Annotated in this window: 14 protein-coding genes; 7 read left to right on the top strand and 7 right to left on the bottom strand. The window is 62.5% G+C overall.

Annotation, left to right across the window (positions count from 1 at the left end; genetic code table 11):
* Positions 1-35: 35 nt before the first annotated feature.
* Complete coding sequence (locus ACR0KW_RS11805; protein WP_480805163.1) at positions 36-266, bottom strand: DUF2798 domain-containing protein; 231 nt, start codon at positions 264-266, stop codon at positions 36-38.
* A gap of 62 nt (positions 267-328) precedes the next feature.
* Positions 329-1,084 (bottom strand): hydroxypyruvate isomerase family protein, encoded by a 756-nt coding sequence (locus ACR0KW_RS11800; RefSeq protein ID WP_480805162.1) that lies wholly within the window; start codon positions 1,082-1,084, stop codon positions 329-331.
* Between the two features lie 182 nt (positions 1,085-1,266).
* Here ACR0KW_RS11800 and ACR0KW_RS11795 point away from each other — a divergent pair, with 182 nt between their 5' ends.
* The gene (locus ACR0KW_RS11795) at positions 1,267-2,202 is read left to right on the top strand and encodes a DMT family transporter (RefSeq protein ID WP_480805161.1); all 936 of its coding nucleotides are present in this window, start codon (positions 1,267-1,269) and stop codon (positions 2,200-2,202) included.
* On the opposite strand, the gene ACR0KW_RS11790 is transcribed toward ACR0KW_RS11795, so the two are convergent.
* The gene (locus ACR0KW_RS11790; RefSeq protein ID WP_480805160.1) at positions 2,199-2,777 is read right to left on the bottom strand and encodes a DUF1285 domain-containing protein; all 579 of its coding nucleotides are present in this window, start codon (positions 2,775-2,777) and stop codon (positions 2,199-2,201) included. The two genes, ACR0KW_RS11795 and ACR0KW_RS11790, sit on opposite strands and share 4 nt — an antisense overlap.
* A 64-nt stretch (positions 2,778-2,841) precedes the next feature.
* Between ACR0KW_RS11790 and ACR0KW_RS11785 the strand changes: the two genes are divergently transcribed.
* The 4 genes from ACR0KW_RS11785 to ACR0KW_RS11770 are packed head-to-tail and all read left to right on the top strand — an operon-like array spanning position 2,842 to position 9,519.
* Positions 2,842-3,849 carry an AAA family ATPase gene (locus ACR0KW_RS11785; RefSeq protein WP_480805159.1) on the top strand — a complete coding sequence of 336 codons (1,008 nt, stop codon included), beginning with the start codon at positions 2,842-2,844 and terminating at the stop codon, positions 3,847-3,849.
* The gene (locus tag ACR0KW_RS11780) at positions 3,846-4,721 is read left to right on the top strand and encodes a DUF58 domain-containing protein (RefSeq protein ID WP_170326285.1); all 876 of its coding nucleotides are present in this window, start codon (positions 3,846-3,848) and stop codon (positions 4,719-4,721) included. Before ACR0KW_RS11785 ends, ACR0KW_RS11780 begins: the two co-directional genes overlap by 4 nt.
* Positions 4,718-7,480: a DUF4159 domain-containing protein gene (locus ACR0KW_RS11775; protein ID WP_480805158.1), complete on the top strand. Its 2,763-nt coding sequence runs from the start codon at positions 4,718-4,720 to the stop codon at positions 7,478-7,480. The genes ACR0KW_RS11780 and ACR0KW_RS11775 overlap by 4 nt, the downstream gene beginning before the upstream one ends.
* Entirely contained in the window at positions 7,477-9,519 is a 2,043-nt protein-coding gene (locus ACR0KW_RS11770) for a hypothetical protein (RefSeq protein WP_480805157.1), read from the top strand. The genes ACR0KW_RS11775 and ACR0KW_RS11770 overlap by 4 nt, the downstream gene beginning before the upstream one ends.
* On the opposite strand, the gene ACR0KW_RS11765 is transcribed toward ACR0KW_RS11770, so the two are convergent.
* Positions 9,520-10,365 (bottom strand): 2-keto-4-pentenoate hydratase, encoded by an 846-nt coding sequence (locus ACR0KW_RS11765; RefSeq protein ID WP_480805156.1) that lies wholly within the window; start codon positions 10,363-10,365, stop codon positions 9,520-9,522.
* A 116-nt stretch (positions 10,366-10,481) separates the two neighbouring features.
* Here ACR0KW_RS11765 and ACR0KW_RS11760 point away from each other — a divergent pair, with 116 nt between their 5' ends.
* Both ACR0KW_RS11760 and ACR0KW_RS11755 read left to right on the top strand, forming a co-directional pair.
* Entirely contained in the window at positions 10,482-12,683 is a 2,202-nt protein-coding gene (locus tag ACR0KW_RS11760) for a response regulator (RefSeq protein WP_480805155.1), read from the top strand.
* 9 nt (positions 12,684-12,692) lie between these two features.
* Complete coding sequence (locus ACR0KW_RS11755; RefSeq protein ID WP_480805154.1) at positions 12,693-13,151, top strand: VOC family protein; 459 nt, start codon at positions 12,693-12,695, stop codon at positions 13,149-13,151.
* Here ACR0KW_RS11755 and yaaA read toward each other — a convergent pair.
* From yaaA to ACR0KW_RS11740, 3 genes are all read right to left on the bottom strand, one after another.
* Positions 13,142-13,912, bottom strand: coding sequence for a peroxide stress protein YaaA (gene yaaA, locus ACR0KW_RS11750; RefSeq protein WP_480805153.1), 771 nt, complete (start codon positions 13,910-13,912; stop codon positions 13,142-13,144). The genes ACR0KW_RS11755 and yaaA overlap by 10 nt on opposite strands.
* Positions 13,913-13,945: 33 nt before the next feature.
* Positions 13,946-15,985, bottom strand: a complete 2,040-nt coding sequence (recQ, locus tag ACR0KW_RS11745) for a DNA helicase RecQ (protein WP_480805152.1) — start codon at positions 15,983-15,985, stop codon at positions 13,946-13,948.
* 78 nt (positions 15,986-16,063) lie between these two features.
* Positions 16,064-16,351, bottom strand: coding sequence for a YggT family protein (locus ACR0KW_RS11740; protein ID WP_170329719.1), 288 nt, complete (start codon positions 16,349-16,351; stop codon positions 16,064-16,066).
* Positions 16,352-16,413 lie beyond the last annotated feature (62 nt).

Genomic DNA, 16,413 nt, shown 5'->3' with positions numbered 1-16,413 from the left:
GCTCATCAGGCCCGACGGGCCCTCTTCGCAGCGGGTCAGTCCTGCGGCCTGACCAAGCGGTTGATCAGCCGTTGCACCGAGGGGCCAAACAGCAGGATGACGGTGAAGGCGATGGGCCAGCTGAAGGCCCAGGACGCCATCCAGTCGCTGACGGTGTTGACGCCAAATCCTATGGCTTTCACGGTCGCAATGCCGGTCACGATGCAGGACATCAGGCCGGACATGATCAGGCTGAACAAGGCACGGGAATAACGGGCAGAAATCATTTTGGGTATCCTGAGGGTCGAGATGCCCCAGATGTGCTGCATTTTCCGTCAAAAGGCCAGAGCTAGACCTGCATCCAGCCAAGACTGTCGGGGGTTCGAGGCGTTGAGGGTGTGTATTCGGCGCTGACCCAGCCGGAATAGCCTGCGGCATCCATCGCGGTGAACAGGCGACCAAAATCTGTTGGCCCAAGTCCCGGTTCGCTGCGATCCGGGGCCGCACCGATCTGGGCGTGGGCGACCCGAGGGTGAAAACGATCCCAGATCGCCTGCGCATTGCCGTGGATCATATGGGCGTGGAAACTGTCAAATTGCAGGCCGACATTCGGGCGGTCCACCCGGTCCAATACCTGTGCCGCCAATTCATAGTCGTTCAGGAAGTAGCCGGGCTGCGACACCGGGTTAAGCGGCTCGATCGTGAACTGCTGCTGCGGGGCGAATTCAGCGGCCCATTGTAGGTTGCGCACGAATCTCTCCAACGCATCCGGCCCGGAGGCATAGCCGGACATGATGTGGATCAGCCCCGGCTTCAGGATATCGGCATAGCGCAGCACGCGGCGGATATCGGACTGGAACCGCGCCTCGCCGCCCGGAATGGCGGCATAGCCGGGCTCACCCCCGGTGTAATTGGGCGGCGGCGCGTTGATCAGCACCAATTCCAAGCCGTTGGACAGCAGCGCGCGGCGGGTTTCCTTGGCGGCCAGCTCATAGGGGAACAGAATCTCGACCGCTTTGAACCCGGCCTCGGCTGCTGCTTGAAAACGCTCAAGATAGGGAAGCTCGGCAAAGAGCAGGGAAATATTGGCGGCAAATCTGGGCATGGGCGGTCTCGGTCAGTTTCTGCGCGGAGATTAGCGGCGAGGCGTTTTCAGCGAAAGAGGATCAAAAACGACAGATTGTCGAAAATCGGCCAGAACGCTCCGCGCGAATCAGGGACGTTCCGAATAATACGGCGAATCATTTCAACGGCGCCGTGCCAACAGAAGGTATGAACCCCATGGCAATGAGCCCTGACCCCGCGCGCGGGAACACTCTCTCTGTGTCTGGTGGCGGCAATTCCGCCTTGTCCGGCAACGGCTTGGCGGTTGCCTCGATGCTGACATGGGCGGCCGGGTTCCCGGCGGCTGAGGTGTTGCTGCAGAGCTGGCCTCCGGTCGCGTTGTTTGCCGCACGGCTGGCGGTGGCGGTGGCGGTCATGCTGCCGATATGGTTCCTGATCGACGGGTCGGACCGCGTGTTACGGGCGCGCTGGGGATATGCGCTGTTTGTTGGCGCGATGCTGGGGGCGGGGATGTTCCTGCTCATCCTGGCGCAAAAGATGACCGATCCGGTGACTGTGGCGATCATCGCATCCTGCGCGCCGTTGTTCGCGACGCTGATTGAGCTGGCGACCGGAACACGGCGGTTGCGGTGGAACTTTGCCCTGGGCGTGATCGTTTCCATCATTGGTGGCGTGATCGCCACCAGCGCTGTGGCGCCGGCACAACTGGGGCTGGGGGCGGCTTGCGCCATCGTGTCCACCGGCTTGTTCTGCTGGGCGTGCATGGCGACAGCACGCGATTTTCCCGAGCTCAGCCAGACCGGGCGCAGCACCATTACCTTTACGGGCGCGCTGGTTTCGGCGCTATTGCTGTTCTTTATTGCAGGCCAAATGGGGATGGAAGTCATGCCGACCGCGCCGATCGACGTTCAGCAGATCGGAATGCTGGGGATCTACGCGCTGGTGGCGATGGGCGTGAGCCAGGTTCTGTTCATCTCATCCGTCGGGCGGCTGGGCGTGGCGCTGGCCTCGTTCCACATCAACATCGCGCCGTTTTACGTGATGTTGATCATGCTGGTGCTGGGGGAAGAGTGGAACTGGACCCGCGCGCTGGGCGCGGGAATCGTAGCGGTGGCGGTGGTGCTGGCGCAGGACCGGAAGGTCGCGAACCCCGCTTAATCGGGCAGGTCGTCTGACTTGATCAGGGGGAAAAACTGCCCCCCGGACCAGACACCGAACCAGTCGCCACTGTGTTCGGCGATGTCCACGAGGCGATAGAAGCTCTTGCGGTCGATCCGTGCCTCAAGGTTCGCGCGAACCAATATGTAGGGTGATGGCTCACCTGTTTCGGGATCGATGACAATGCGGATCGGATGGTCCGGCCCGGCCACCGCTGTGTCGCCGACATGGGTGGTGAAGCTCAGGTTTTGCGCCTCACCTTCGCCCTCGATCTCGAAATCGACGGCCACAAAGGAGGCATCCTCGACGGTGATTCCCACCTTTTCGACCGGAGTCACCAGATAGTATTTCCCGTCTTCTTTCTTAAGAATTGAGGAAAAAAGCTTCACAAGCTCGAACCGGTTGATGGGCGAGCCTAAATAACTCCAAGTACCATCTTTTGCGATCCGGATGTCCAGATCGCCGCAAAACGGAGGATTCCACAGGTGAACGGGGGGCAATCCCTTGGTTTTGGCCGCTTTGACTGATGCAGCCAGGCCATCAGGTGAAGGTGTCACAGGTTTTTGTCCGCTCATTGCTTTTGCCATTTCCTCTCAGCGCGATACACTTCAATCATAATAGTCCACGGAAGGGAAAGTCATGACCGAACCTGCCGACCTCGTGTCCGAGATCGAAGCGCTGGAAAACAAGCTGCAAGAGGCCAAATCCTCGATCACCCGCCGCTTTATCGGGCAGGAAAGGGTCGTGGATCTGACCTTGACCGCGTTGCTGTGTGGGGGTCACGCATTGTTGATCGGTCTGCCGGGTTTGGGCAAGACGCGACTGGTCGAGACGTTGTCGACCGTGATGGGTCTGCATGGCAACCGTATCCAGTTCACGCCCGACCTGATGCCCGCCGATATTCTCGGATCCGAGGTTCTGGACACAGCCGATGACGGCAGCCGCCATTTCCGGTTCATTTCCGGTCCGATCTTCTGTCAGCTGCTGATGGCGGATGAGATCAACCGCGCCAGCCCAAGGACGCAATCGGCGCTGTTGCAGGCGATGCAGGAACGTACCGTGACCGTGGCGGGGGAGGACCGGTCACTGGGTGAGCCCTTCCACGTTCTGGCCACGCAAAACCCGATCGAACAGGAAGGCACCTATCCGCTGCCCGAGGCGCAATTGGACCGCTTTCTGGTGCAGATCGACGTGGACTACCCGGATCGTGAGACCGAGCGCGATATTCTGCTGGCGACCACGGGCGTCGAAGAAGATGACGCGCACGAGATTTTCACCAAAGAGGAATTGCTGGCCGCGCAGGTTCTGTTGCGCCGGATGCCGGTGGGGGAGTCAGTTGTAGAGCTGATCCTCGATCTGGTGCGCGCCTTCCGTCCCGAAGAGGCGGGTGTCTCCGAACGTGTGGCCGAAACGGTCGCATGGGGTCCCGGCCCCCGCGCAGCGCAGGCGCTGATGATGACGGTGCGGGCACGGGCCATGCTGCAAGGCCGGCTGGCGCCCAATGCCGAGGACGTGCTGGATATGGCCCGCCCGGTGCTCAGCCACCGGATGGCGCTGAACTTCGCGGCACGGGCGCGCGGTGACAGTCTGGCCGACCTGATCGACTCGACCGCTGCCGGGCTGGTCCGCACCGAGGCTGCGGCGTGAATGCCGCGCTGACCCTTCGCGAAAGATCAGAGGCCGAGGCGTCCCGGCTGCCGCCCCTTTTGGCGCGGGCCGAACATCTGGCCGGCACCGTGCTGCTGGGCGATCATGGGCGCAGACGCTCGGGGCTTGGTGACGATTTCTGGCAATACCGCCCGGCGCAGATCGGTGACAGCCGGCGGATGATCGACCACAGGCGCTCGGCGCGCGGGGATCAGCAGTTTGTACGCGAACGCGAATGGCAGATTGCGCAATCGGTGATGCTTTGGGTGGATCAGGGGGCGTCGATGCGGTTTGCGTCCGACAAGTCTCTGCCCACCAAAGCCGACCGCGCGCGGCTGCTGGGCCTGTCCACGGCGATCCTGCTGGTGCGCGGCGGCGAGCGGGTCGGCCTGACCGGCACCACCTTGCCACCCCGGCGCGGCAATGCGCAGGTCATCCGTCTGGCACAAGCGTGGTCCGAGGATTCCGCCTCAGATTATACCCCGCCAGAACACCGCGCGATGATCCCACATGCCCGCGCCGTGTTCATATCCGATTTTCTTGGCCCTTTGGATGAGGTCGAACTGGCCCTGACCAAAGCCGCCGACCGTGGGGTGCGGGGCGTTTTGCTGCAGGTTCTTGATCCGGGCGAAGAAACCTTCCCCTATCGCGGTCGGACGATCTTTGAAAGCGTCGGCGGTTCGGTCCGGCATGAAACGCTCAAGGCTGGGGACCTACGCGACCGCTATCTGGAGCGCCTTGCGAAACGCAAAGATGCGCTGACGCAACTGTGTCGTGCGACGGGCTGGCAGCTGGGCCTGCACCATACCGGTGACAGCGCGCAAGCGGCTTTGTTGTGGCTCTATCGGGCCTTGGATGGGGGAACGCGATGACGGTTCTGGCGGGCATCGGCTTTACCGCCCCGTGGGTGCTGCTGGGTCTGCTGACTCTGCCGATCCTGTGGCTGATCCTGCGCGCGGTGCCGCCCGCCCCGATCCGCCGTCTGTTCCCGGCGGTGACGTTGCTGCTGGGACTGAAGGATGACGAAAGCGTCTCGGACCGCACCCCGTGGTGGCTGATGCTGCTGCGGATGCTGGCTGCGGCGGCGATCATCATCGGGCTGGCCGGTCCGGTTCTGAACCCCTCGAGGGATGAGACCGGGACGGGGCCGCTCTTGCTGGTGCTGGATGCCAGTTGGGCGGGGGCAACGCGGTGGTCTTCGACGCTGGATCAGATCGACGTGCAACTGTCCGAGGCCGGGCGGGCGGGGCGCACCGTGGCCATCCTGCGCCTGACCGAACCCGAAGTGCCGGTGTTTCAGGCGGCCGAGGCATGGCGCGGACGCCTGCCGGGCCTGACGCCAACCCCGTGGCAACCGACAGAAACTCAGATCGATCAGGCGCTGGCCGCGCTGGGTCAACTGGACGGAGGGTTTGATACCCATTGGTTCAGCGACCGTCTGGCCTATGACGGCCATGACCGGGTTCTGGTGGCGGTTCAGGCGCGGGGCGCGGTGACGGTGTATCAATCCGCGGCACCCGTGGTTGCGATTTTGCCTGCTGCCTATCAGGATGGTGTGATCCAGTTGACCGCCCAACGCGCGGTGCCGGGGCCCGCTGACCGCATTACCGTGCTGGCGCAGGGCCGCGATCCGGCGGGTGCGATGCGTATTCTGCAATCGGCCGAGATGGAATTCCCCAGCGGAGAAACCCTGGCGCAGGTGGATCTGGCTCTGCCGTCCGAACTGCGCGCCCGGATCACCCGGTTCGAGATTCAGGGCCAGCGTTCCGCTGGGGCGGTGACGCTGACCGATGACAGCCTGCGCCGGCGCGAGGTCGCCCTGATCGCCGGAACCCTGAACCGCGAGGGGCTGGAGCTGCTTTCGCCGTTGCATTACCTGACGCAGGTTCTGAAACCCACGGCGGAGTTCGTCGAAGGCGGGTTGCTTGAGGTTCTGCCCGCCAACCCGGATGTGATCGTTCTGGCCGATGTGGCGAAACTGTCCGAAGGCGAACAGGCCGCGTTGGTCAAATGGGTGGAACAGGGCGGGTTGCTGTTGCGTTTTGCCGGGCCGCGCATGGCCGCCAGCGATATGGGCCGAGACGCCGAGGATACGCTACTGCCCGTTCGCCTGCGCAGCGGTGGCCGATCGGTCGGCGGCGCGATGAGCTGGGGTGAGGCCAAGGGGCTGGCACCTTTCCCGGAAAACTCACCTTTCTACGGTTTGCAGGTGCCGGATGATGTCACGGTCACCACGCAGGTCATGGCACAACCGGACCCTAATCTGGCGGATCGTGTGATTGCATCGCTGTCGGACGGCACGCCTCTGGTCACGCGCAAAGCGCTGGGCCTAGGGCAGGTGGTGCTGTTCCACGTCACCGCAGATGCGGAATGGTCCAGCCTGCCGCTGTCCGGCCTGTTTGTTGAGATGTTGGATCGTTTGGCCGTGGCTTCAGCGGCCAAATCTCGGCAGGAGGCTCAGTTGCAGGGCACTACGTGGGAGCCGATCCAGGTCATGGATGGCTTTGGAACCTTGTCGGATGCAGGTAATCTTGCCGGGGTGGAAGGCACCGAGTTGGTTTCGGGAACTATCGGCCCGGACTTGCAGCCTGGCCTCTATGAAAGTGGCAAGCAAAAGCTGGCATTGAATGTCCTGCCGGAGGACGCATTGCTGTCTCCGGTGACCTGGCCCTCGGATGTGCCGATCAAGGGGCAGGAGGTGACCAATGAGACGCCGATCGGGGGCATCCTGCTCAGCCTTGCGCTGCTTCTGCTGACCGTGGACGTGATCGCCTCGCTGGCCTTGTCGGGCCGCCTGGGTCTGGCCAAAGCGGCAGCGGTTGCGCTGGGTGCGGTGCTGCTGGTGCCCGAGGCGCAGGCGCAGACACCGGAAGAGACCGAGTTCGCCCTGAACGCCACACAGGAACTGGTGCTGGCCCATGTGCTGACCGGCAACGCCCAGGTCGACGATGTGGCAGGCGCGGGGATGCGCGGCCTGTCGCAAACGCTGTTCTATCGTACTTCGGTGGAGCCGATCGAACCCATCGGTGTTGATCTGGAGCGTGATGAGCTGGCCTTTTTCCCGCTGCTCTACTGGCCGATCACACCGGATCAGCCGCAGCCCTCGGTTGAGGCCTATGCCAAGCTCAACGCCTATCTGCGCTCGGGCGGCATGATCCTGTTCGACACGCGGGATGCGGATGTGGCTCGGTTCGGCGCTGCCAGCCCAAATGGTCGCAAGCTGCAACAACTGGCCGGGCCGCTGAATATTCCTTCGTTAGAGCCTGTTCCCCGCGACCACGTGCTGACGCGTGCGTTCTATCTGCTGCAGGATTTCCCGGGCCGTTACGCGGGCACTGAGGTCTGGGTCGAGGCCGCTCCGTTGGATGCGGAACAGATCGAAGGGATGCCCTTCCGCAATCTCAATGACAATGTGACCCCGGTGGTGATTGGTGGAAATGACTGGGCCTCGGCCTGGGCGGTGGACCGCAACGGGCAGGCGCTGCTGCCGGTGGGGCGTGGTTACGCGGGTGAACGTCAGCGCGAGCTGGCAAATCGCTTTGGCGTCAATCTGGTGATGCATGTGCTGACCGGGAATTACAAATCCGATCAGGTCCACGTGCCTGCACTTTTGGACAGGTTGGGACAATGACCGGAACCGTCATATTCGATCCGCTGATCCCGTGGCCGGTTCTGGCTATCGTTGCCGCGATTGCGGTGGCGGGTGTCATTCTGGCCCTGTGGCGCGGCTTGTCCGGCTGGGCCTTGCGCGGGCTGGCGGCCTTGGTGGTGATCGCTGCGCTGGCGGGGCCGGTCTATCAGGTCGAAGACCGCGCGCCGCTGACCGACATCGTGCTGATGATCGAGGATGAAAGCGCCAGCCAGACCCTTTCGGACCGGGCCGAGCAGACCGCGCAGGCGGCTGAAGAACTGGCCGTCGAGATCGAATCCCGCGACAATACCGAACTGCGCCGGATCAGGGTGGGTGATGGTAACGGTGACGAAGGCACGCATGTGATGGCCGCGCTGAACGAGGCGCTGGCCGAGGAACCGCGCGCCCGGATCGCCGGTATCCTGGTGGTGTCGGATGGCATCGTGCATGACGTCGACCAGGCCCCGGACCTCCCCGCGCCGTTGCACCTGCTGCAAACCGGGCGCGACAGCGACTGGGATCGCCGCCTGATCGTCCGCAACGCCCCCGCCTTTGCCATTATCGGTGAACCCGTGACCTTGACCCTACGGATCGAAGACAGCGGGGCCGCGCCCGCGGGCACAGCGACCGCGCCGCTTGAGCTCTCGGTCGATGGGGCCGAGCCCGAGCGGTTGAATATCCCCATCGGCATTGATGTCGAACTGCCGATCACGCTGCCCCATGGCGGCCGCAACGTCATCCAGTTCACCGTGCCGCAGGCCGAGGGCGAACTGACCGACCGCAACAACACCGCGCTGATCCAGATGAACGGCGTGCGCGACCGGCTGCGGGTGCTGCTGGTCTCGGGCGAACCGCATCCCGGCGGGCGGACATGGCGCAATCTGCTGAAATCTGACAGCTCGGTCGATCTGGTGCATTTCACCATCTTGCGCCCGCCCGAGAAACAGGATGGCGTGCCGGTGGACGAACTCTCGCTGATCGCCTTCCCGACGCGCGAGCTGTTTCTGGAAAAGATCAACGATTTCGACCTGATCATCTTTGACCGCTACAAGCGCCGCGGCATCCTGCCTGCAATCTATCTGGACAACGTCACCAACTATATCAAGGAAGGTGGCGCGGTTCTGATTGCTGCCGGGCCGGATTTCGCCAGTGCTGACAGCATCTTCCGCTCACCTCTGGCCCCGATTCTGCCAGCGCAGCCGACCGCGCGGGTAATTGAGGAACGCTTTGTGCCCATGGTTACCGATCTCGGCCATCGTCACCCGGTGACCACCAATCTGGGCGATTCCGAGGATTGGGGCGCGTGGCTGCGCCAGATCGACGTGAACCACCGCACCGGTGAGCTGTTGATGACCGGCGTGGATGACCGCCCGCTGCTGGTGTTGGACCGTGTGGGCGAAGGGCGCGTGGCGCTGCTGGCCTCGGACCACGCCTGGCTGTGGAGCCGAGGGTTCGAAGGTGGCGGCCCGCAACTGGAACTGCTGCGCCGTCTGGCGCATTGGATGATGAAAGAACCCGAGCTGGAGGAAGAAGCCCTCTGGGCCGAGGCCAACGGGCAGGTCATGCGCATCATCCGCCAGACGTTGGAGGATGAGGTTGGGCCAGTGACCATCACCCGCCCCAACGGCGAAACGCTTGAGATTACACTGGACGAAGTGTCTCCGGGCCGGTTCGAGGCGCTGTATTACGGCCCCGAGATCGGTCTCTACCGCCTGCAGGAAGGTGAGCAGATGGCAGTGATCGGTCTCGGTCCCGCCGCGCCGAAGGAATTCGAGCGCACCATTGCCACCAGTGAGTTTCTGGAACCTGTGCTGGACGAGTTACGCGGCGGCGCGATGCGGTTGGAGGACGGATTGCCGTCGATCCGCAATGTGCGTGCCGGGCGTCCGGCCTCGGGGCGCGGTTGGATCGGTCTGACCCCGCGCAACGCCTATGAGACGCGCGACGTCACACAGGCCGGGTTGCTGCCGCCGTGGCTGGTATTGGTCCTGGCCGGAGGGTTCCTGCTTGCTGGCTGGTTGCGCGAAGGGCGGCGCTGATTATTCGAACACCACGCTGACCGTCGGGTCACCAGGCAACCCGGTATAGGTGGCCGTTGCCCCGCCCTTGCCCTTTGTCGGCGGCACAAGCGGCCCGAAGGATCCGACCGAGATCAGGTCGCCGGGCTGAAACGCGATTCCTTTGGACATCAGCCACAGGGCCGCGTTCGTCGGGTGCCCCAGAACCGCGGTACCGGGGGCTTGTGCCAGAACCACTCCATCCGCCGCGCTGAGCGTGACGGTCATTTCCGCCAGCGCCTGCGTCATTGCCGCAGGATCGGAAACCGGAATTTCAGACCCTAACACGCCCAGTTTCGGCGCAACCGCGATTGCGGTCAGGGTTACCGGCGTGATCGGTTCGCCCTCGGCCAGGGTCAAGTCGGGCAGTTCGATGAAGGGGCGGATGGCCGAGATGTGAGCCATGACCTCTTCGGGCGTCGTGGCCTGATTGATGCCCGCGTCACCGACGACCAGAACCAGATCAGCCTCGAATACGGGGCGGGCGCCCCATGTGATCGGCACTGTCGCTCCGTCCTCCAGCATCATGTCGCGGAACAGGACGCCCTGAACCGGTTCGGACGCGCCGAAACGCTCCTGCGCCGGGGCGCTGGTCAGGCCTGCCTTGTAGCCGATGACCGGACCCATATGCGGCTCTAATGCGGCGATAATCTTGGCTTGGGTGCACAACGCGTCCTCCATACTGCCCTTCGCAGACAGGGCGAGCGTGGGCGTGTTGGCCAGATAGTCCTGCACGTATTGATCCACCTGCGCATCAGTGGCGCAATCGGTCGCCGATGCGATTGAGGCAAGAAAACAAAGCGTTGAGGTTGAGAGAATAATTCGCATGGTGGACCTCTGGTTTTCGAAACTCTGACACGAGGCGCGCGGGTCCGGCAACGGCTTAAACACTTTTTCACGCTCTGCCCGGATGCTGGTTTCGCAACGGTCCGGGATCACCAAAGATGAGTCTTGCAAACAAACTGGCACAGGAACGGCGCGCGCGGCTGGCGGCCGAGCGTCTACTGGCGATGAAACAGGCCGAACTTTCGGCGGCCAATCGCAAACTGGGCCTACACGCGATGGCCCTGACCAAGCGCATCGGCGAAACCCAGGCCGAGGTTGAAACCGTCCGGGATGAGAATGAAAAGGTCAAATCCGACCTGACCGAGGCCAATGCCAAGATCGAAGTGGCCGAGCGCCGGCTGTGGCATTCGATGCAGACCATACAGGACGCTTTTGCTTTCTTTGACCATCAAAACCGCCTGATTGGGGCCAACGCGACTTACCTCAGCCTGTTTGACGGGCTGGATGAGGTAGAGCCCGGCATCACATACGCGCGTATCCTTGAGATTCTGACCGATGAGGGGCTGATCGACACCGGGGCGGAAAAGGCGGCAGTCTGGCAGGCCAGAATGCTGGAGCGCTGGGTGCAACCGCATCCTGAGCCGGTGGTGGTCAAGCTGTGGAATGGCGAGTATTTCAAGATGATCGACCAAAGGGGCAATGGCGGTGACATGGTCAGTCTGGGCCTGAATATCACCTCTTCGGTCCGGCATGAGGCAGAACTGAACACCGCCCGTGAACGGGCCGAGGCCGCGAACCGGGCCAAATCCGCTTTTCTCGCCAACATGAGCCATGAAATCAGGACGCCGATGAACGGTATCGTCGGGATGACGGAGTTGATGTCGGAAACTCCGCTGGACGAGGAACAGCGGCTGTATCTCAACACTATCCGCAACTCGGGCGAGGCGTTGCTGGCGATCATCAACGACGTGCTGGATTACTCGAAGATCGAAGCCGACAAGCTGATCCTGCATCCCGAACAGTTCGATTTCGAACGCTGCATCCTTGAGGTTGCGATGCTGTTGCAGCCTAGCGTGCGCGACAAGGGTCTGTCGCTGCTGGTAGATTATGACCTGTTCCTGCCGACCCTGTTTGTGGGCGATCCCGGTCGCGTGCGGCAAGTGCTGACCAATTTGGTGGGCAACGCGGTCAAGTTTACCAATGAGGGACACGTGTTGATCCGCGTGACCGGGGTGCCAAATTCAGAGACTAACACTTGCGATATCCATGTGGCGATCGAGGATACAGGCATCGGGATCGAGGCCGACAAGATCGGGCATATCTTTGGTGAGTTCAATCAAGTCGAAGACGAGAAAAACCGCGAGTTTGAGGGCACCGGGCTGGGGCTGGCCATCACCAAACGTCTGGTGGCGCTAATGGGCGGAACTGTCTGGGTCGAAAGCGAACCGGAGCAGGGGTCGTGTTTTGGGTTCCGGGTCTCGCTGCCCACAGTCGAAGGGCCGCAACCCTTGCCGCCCGATCTGGCGGATCGTCTGCGCCATGTGATTGTGGTCGAGGATCTGGCCGTGAACCGCGCCATTCTTTCGAAACAGCTGGGACGGCTGGGGTCTCGGGTCACCGTCTGCGCCTCGGGGGGTGAGGCGTTGGCCGCCGTCGATGACAGCGTCGATCTGCTGCTGTGCGATCATGACCTGCCGGATATGGACGGGCTGGAACTGGCGACCACGCTCAAGGATAGGGGCTGGGGTGATCTGCCGGTGGTGGTGATGTCGGCCAATCCGGGCGTCATCCACGCCAACCCAGCCCGTCACCTGATCGAGGGGGTGTTGCAGAAACCCATCCCTCGGGCCGAGCTGTATTCGCGCCTGACTACGCTGGGGCGGGCCTCTGCCGCGCCGGAACCGGAGGTGCCGGAACCCCCGCCTGTGCAGCCCAGCGAACGCCAGCGGCAGATGCGCGTGCTGGCGGCCGAGGACAACCGGACCAATCAGTTGATCCTGCAAAAGATGGTCAAGGACCTGAATATCGACCTGCAATTCGCGGGCAACGGGGTCGAGGCGGTGGACAAGCATCGGGACTTCGACCCGGATCTGATTTTCATGGATATCTCGATGCCCAAAATGGATGGCAAACAGGCCACGGCAGAAATCCGGCGGCGTGAGATCGAAACAGGGCAGCATGTGCCGATTGTCGCTCTGACCGCACATGCCATGGCCGGGGATGATCAGGGGATTCTCTCGGCGGGGCTGGATCATTATCTGACCAAGCCGCTGCAAAAACGGAAAATTCACCAGATGATTCTGGATCACCAGCCCGAAGAGGCCTTGCCCGTCATTGCCGAAGACGCCACCGCCAGCTAGCGTGATCTCATGTCAGACCGTGGATTTCAGCTCCGTGGATTGGGTGAGATTGCCATTCGCTGCGCCGATATGGGCGCGATGGTCGCGTTTTATGAGAACGTGATCGGGCTGAAACGCCTGACTGGAGATCACAACAGCGCCATCACATTCTTTCGCATCGCCGAAGGGTTCGGTGGCCACACGCAGGTGCTGGCCCTGTTTCACCACACGGCCGCGCCGCGACCCGGGCTGCATCCCAGCGGTGCCGACAGACCCGCAACCGGGGCCGGATCGTCGCTGCACCACATCGCGCTTTCCCTGCCCTTCGACGAACAAGAGGCCGTGATGCGATGGTACGACGAAATCGACCAGCCCTACCGCGTCGAACAGTTCGGCTGGATCGGATGGCGTGGTATTTTCACCGAAGACCCCGAGGGCAATACGGTCGAACTGGTCGCCTTTGACCCGTCGATGCTGGATCAGGCCTGATAGGGGCGTACAAAGACGGGTTTGTCTTCCTCTGACAGGCCGGGGCGGTATTCATAGCCACCGGTGTCGAAATCCAGCAGGCCTTTGGGATCGGTCAGGCGGTGCTGGATAATGTAGCGCGCCATCGCGCCTCGGGCCTTCTTGGCAAAGAAGCTGACGATCTTGGGGGTGCCCGCTTTGTCCTCCATGAAGACCGGTGTGATCACCCGCAGTTTCAGCGCCTTGGGGTCGACCGCGCCGAAATATTCCTGACTGGCGCAGTTCACCAGCACATCCGAGCCGATCTGATCCCCCTGCGTGTTCAGAGCCTTGCTCAGCTGATCGCGCCAGTATTCATACAAGTTCTTGCCGCGGCGGGTTTTCAGTTTACTGCCCATCTCAAGCCGATAGGCCTGAATCGCGTCCAGCGGGCGCAGCACACCATAAAGGCCGGACAAAATGCGCAGATGATCCTGCGCCCTGGCCATCTCCTCGACGTCCAGCGAGGCCGCTTCTAGCCCCTGATAGGTGTCGCCTGCAAAGGCCAGCGCGGCGGGGCGGGTTATGTCTGCTTCCGGCGCATCGGAAAAGGCGCGATACCGATCGCGGTTCAGGCGGGCCAGATCATCGCTCAGGTCCATCAGTTTCTTGAGATCGCCCAGAGTCAGGTTGCGGGCGGTTTTCGACAGCCGGATCGCGTCGTCCTGAAAGTCTGGCTGAGTGACCTCAATGTCCCGCTCTGCCCAGTCCAGCCGCTTGGCCGGGGAAATCACTACCAGCATATCTGCCCTCGTTCCTTGCCTGTTCCAGGGTATCTAGCCCGCCTGTTGCAACACGTCCAGAAACGCGGCGCCAAACCTTTCGTGACGGCGGTCGCCCAGAACCTGTTCCAAACCGCGTGGATCGTCGGGCCGCAACTGCGCAACCTTGGCCAGTTGCGAGGCCGAGCAAGTCAGCGGCTTGTCGATCCCGTCGGGGCCGCGCGACAGTTGCGATTGCACCTCAAGCAGCCGGTCGTATATTTCGCCCTGATCGCGCCCGGCCAGTTTGCGGCGGGCGGGGTGGACGGATTCGACTGCACCGGCGATCACCTCAAGAAACGTATCGCCATAGCGTTCCAGTTTCTTGGCACCGACACCCCCGATGCGGGCCATGTCATCCAGTGTTGCGGGGCGGTTTTCGGCCATCTCGATCAGGGTGCGGTCGGGGAAGATGACATAGGCTGGCACGCGCGCGGATTCCGCTAATGCGCGGCGTTTGGCTTTGAGGGCGCTCAGAAGCGGAGCGTCTTCTTCGGACACCATCATTTTGACAGCGGGGCGGCGGGTGGCCTTGCGGATCGTATCCTTGCGCAGGTTGATCTGTGCTTCGCCTTTCAGGATCGGCTTGGCAGGCTCGGTCATGCGCAGAGCGCCGTGGCGTTCGGGGTCCGGGCGCACCAGATCGTGACCCATCATCTGCCGGAAGATCGCCTGCCATTGCGGGCGCGACCAGTCCTTGCCGACGCCCCAGGTGGACAGGTTGTCATGACGGCGGGCACGGATTTTGTCGGTTTCGTTGCCTAGCAGAATGTCGATCAGATGACCCGCGCCGAACCATTCCTCGGTGCGCAGGATCGCGGACAGGGCCATACGAACTGGGGTGGTGCCGTCGAACACCTCGGGCGGGGTGTCGCACAGATCGCATTTGCCGCAGGGCTTTGCCTGTTCTCCGAAATAGCCCAGCAAAGTCTGGCGGCGGCACACCAGCGCTTCGGCCAGCCCCAGCAGAGCGTTTAGGCGGGCGTGGTCGGCCATGCGCCGTTCGGGCGGGGCCAGCCCTTCGTCGACTTGAGAGCGGCGCAGGCGAATGTCATCGGGGCCGAACAGGGTCAGCGTTTCGGCCGGCCCGCCGTCTCGGCCTGCGCGGCCGATCTCCTGATAGTAGGCCTCGATGGATTTGGGCAGGTCCGCATGGGCGACCCAGCGGATATCGGGTTTGTCGATGCCCATGCCAAAAGCGACGGTGGCGACAACGATCAACCCGTCCTCGCGCGCGAAACGGGTCTCGACGATGCGGCGATCTTCGGCTTCCATCCCGCCGTGATAGTGGCAGGCGGTATGACCTTCATCGCGCAGGGCCTGGGCCAGTACCTCGGTCTTGTTGCGGGTACCGCAATAGACGATGCCGGATTGCCCTTTGCGGGCGGCGGCAAAATCCAGGATCTGTTTGCGCGGCCCATCCTTGGCGGCAAAGGCCAGATGGATATTGGGCCGGTCAAAGCCACGCAGGAATTTGCGCGGCGTGGTGCCGTCGAACAGCTTTTCGACGATCTCATCCTGCGTTTCTGCGTCCGCCGTAGCGGTGAAGGCCGCCAGCGGCACATTCAGGGCGCGCCGCAACTCTCCGATCCGCAGGTAGTCGGGGCGGAAATCATGGCCCCATTGGCTGACGCAATGGGCCTCGTCCACGGCGATCAGGCTGACATTGATCCGGCGCAGCATTCCCAACGCCGACCCGGCAGCCAACCGTTCGGGGGCCATATAAAGCAGTTTCAGCCGCCCGGCCTCCAACGCCTCCCACACGGCGTCGGTTTCTTCGGGGGTGTTGCCCGAGGTCAGTGCACCGGCCTCAACGCCGGCCTCCTGCAGTCCGCGCACTTGATCGCGCATCAGGGCGATCAGTGGGGAAATCACCACCGTCACCCCGTCTCGCAACAGGGCAGGTAGCTGATAACACAGGGATTTACCGCCGCCGGTCGGCATGATCGCCAGCACGTTTTCGCCTGCGGTCACGGCATCGACGATCTCTTCCTGACCGGGGCGGAAGTCATCGAATCCAAAGACATCTCGCAGCAAAGGCGCGGCGTCGAACATGTGCGGGGTTGCCCTGTTTTAAGGTTTATCTGCTCTTAAGACAGGACAATCACATACTAAGATTCGGTGAACAAGAGGTCAGACGAAATAGACCATATTGTTGATCAGGATGATCCGCAGTGCATAGACGCCTACCAGCACCACCAGAGGGGTCAGGTCCAGCCCGCCCATCGCGGGCAGAAAGCGGCGGATCGGGCCATAGATCGGCTCCAGAATGCGGTTGAGGCCGTACCAGATTTGCGCGACCAGCTGTTGATGCAGGTTGAGCACCTGAAAGTTGATCAGCCAGCTCATGATCACATGGGCCAGGATGATGAACCAGACAATGTCCAGGATCAGCAGCAGAATTTGGATCAGCGACAGCATAGGGCCTCCGGAATATTGGTCTGACGAGACCTAAGCGCCCCCGCATCAAAGAGCAAGCCCGC

It is taken from the genome of Ruegeria sp. CG11, from assembly GCF_056537245.1.
This window is presented reverse-complemented; position numbering and strand designations above follow the sequence as displayed.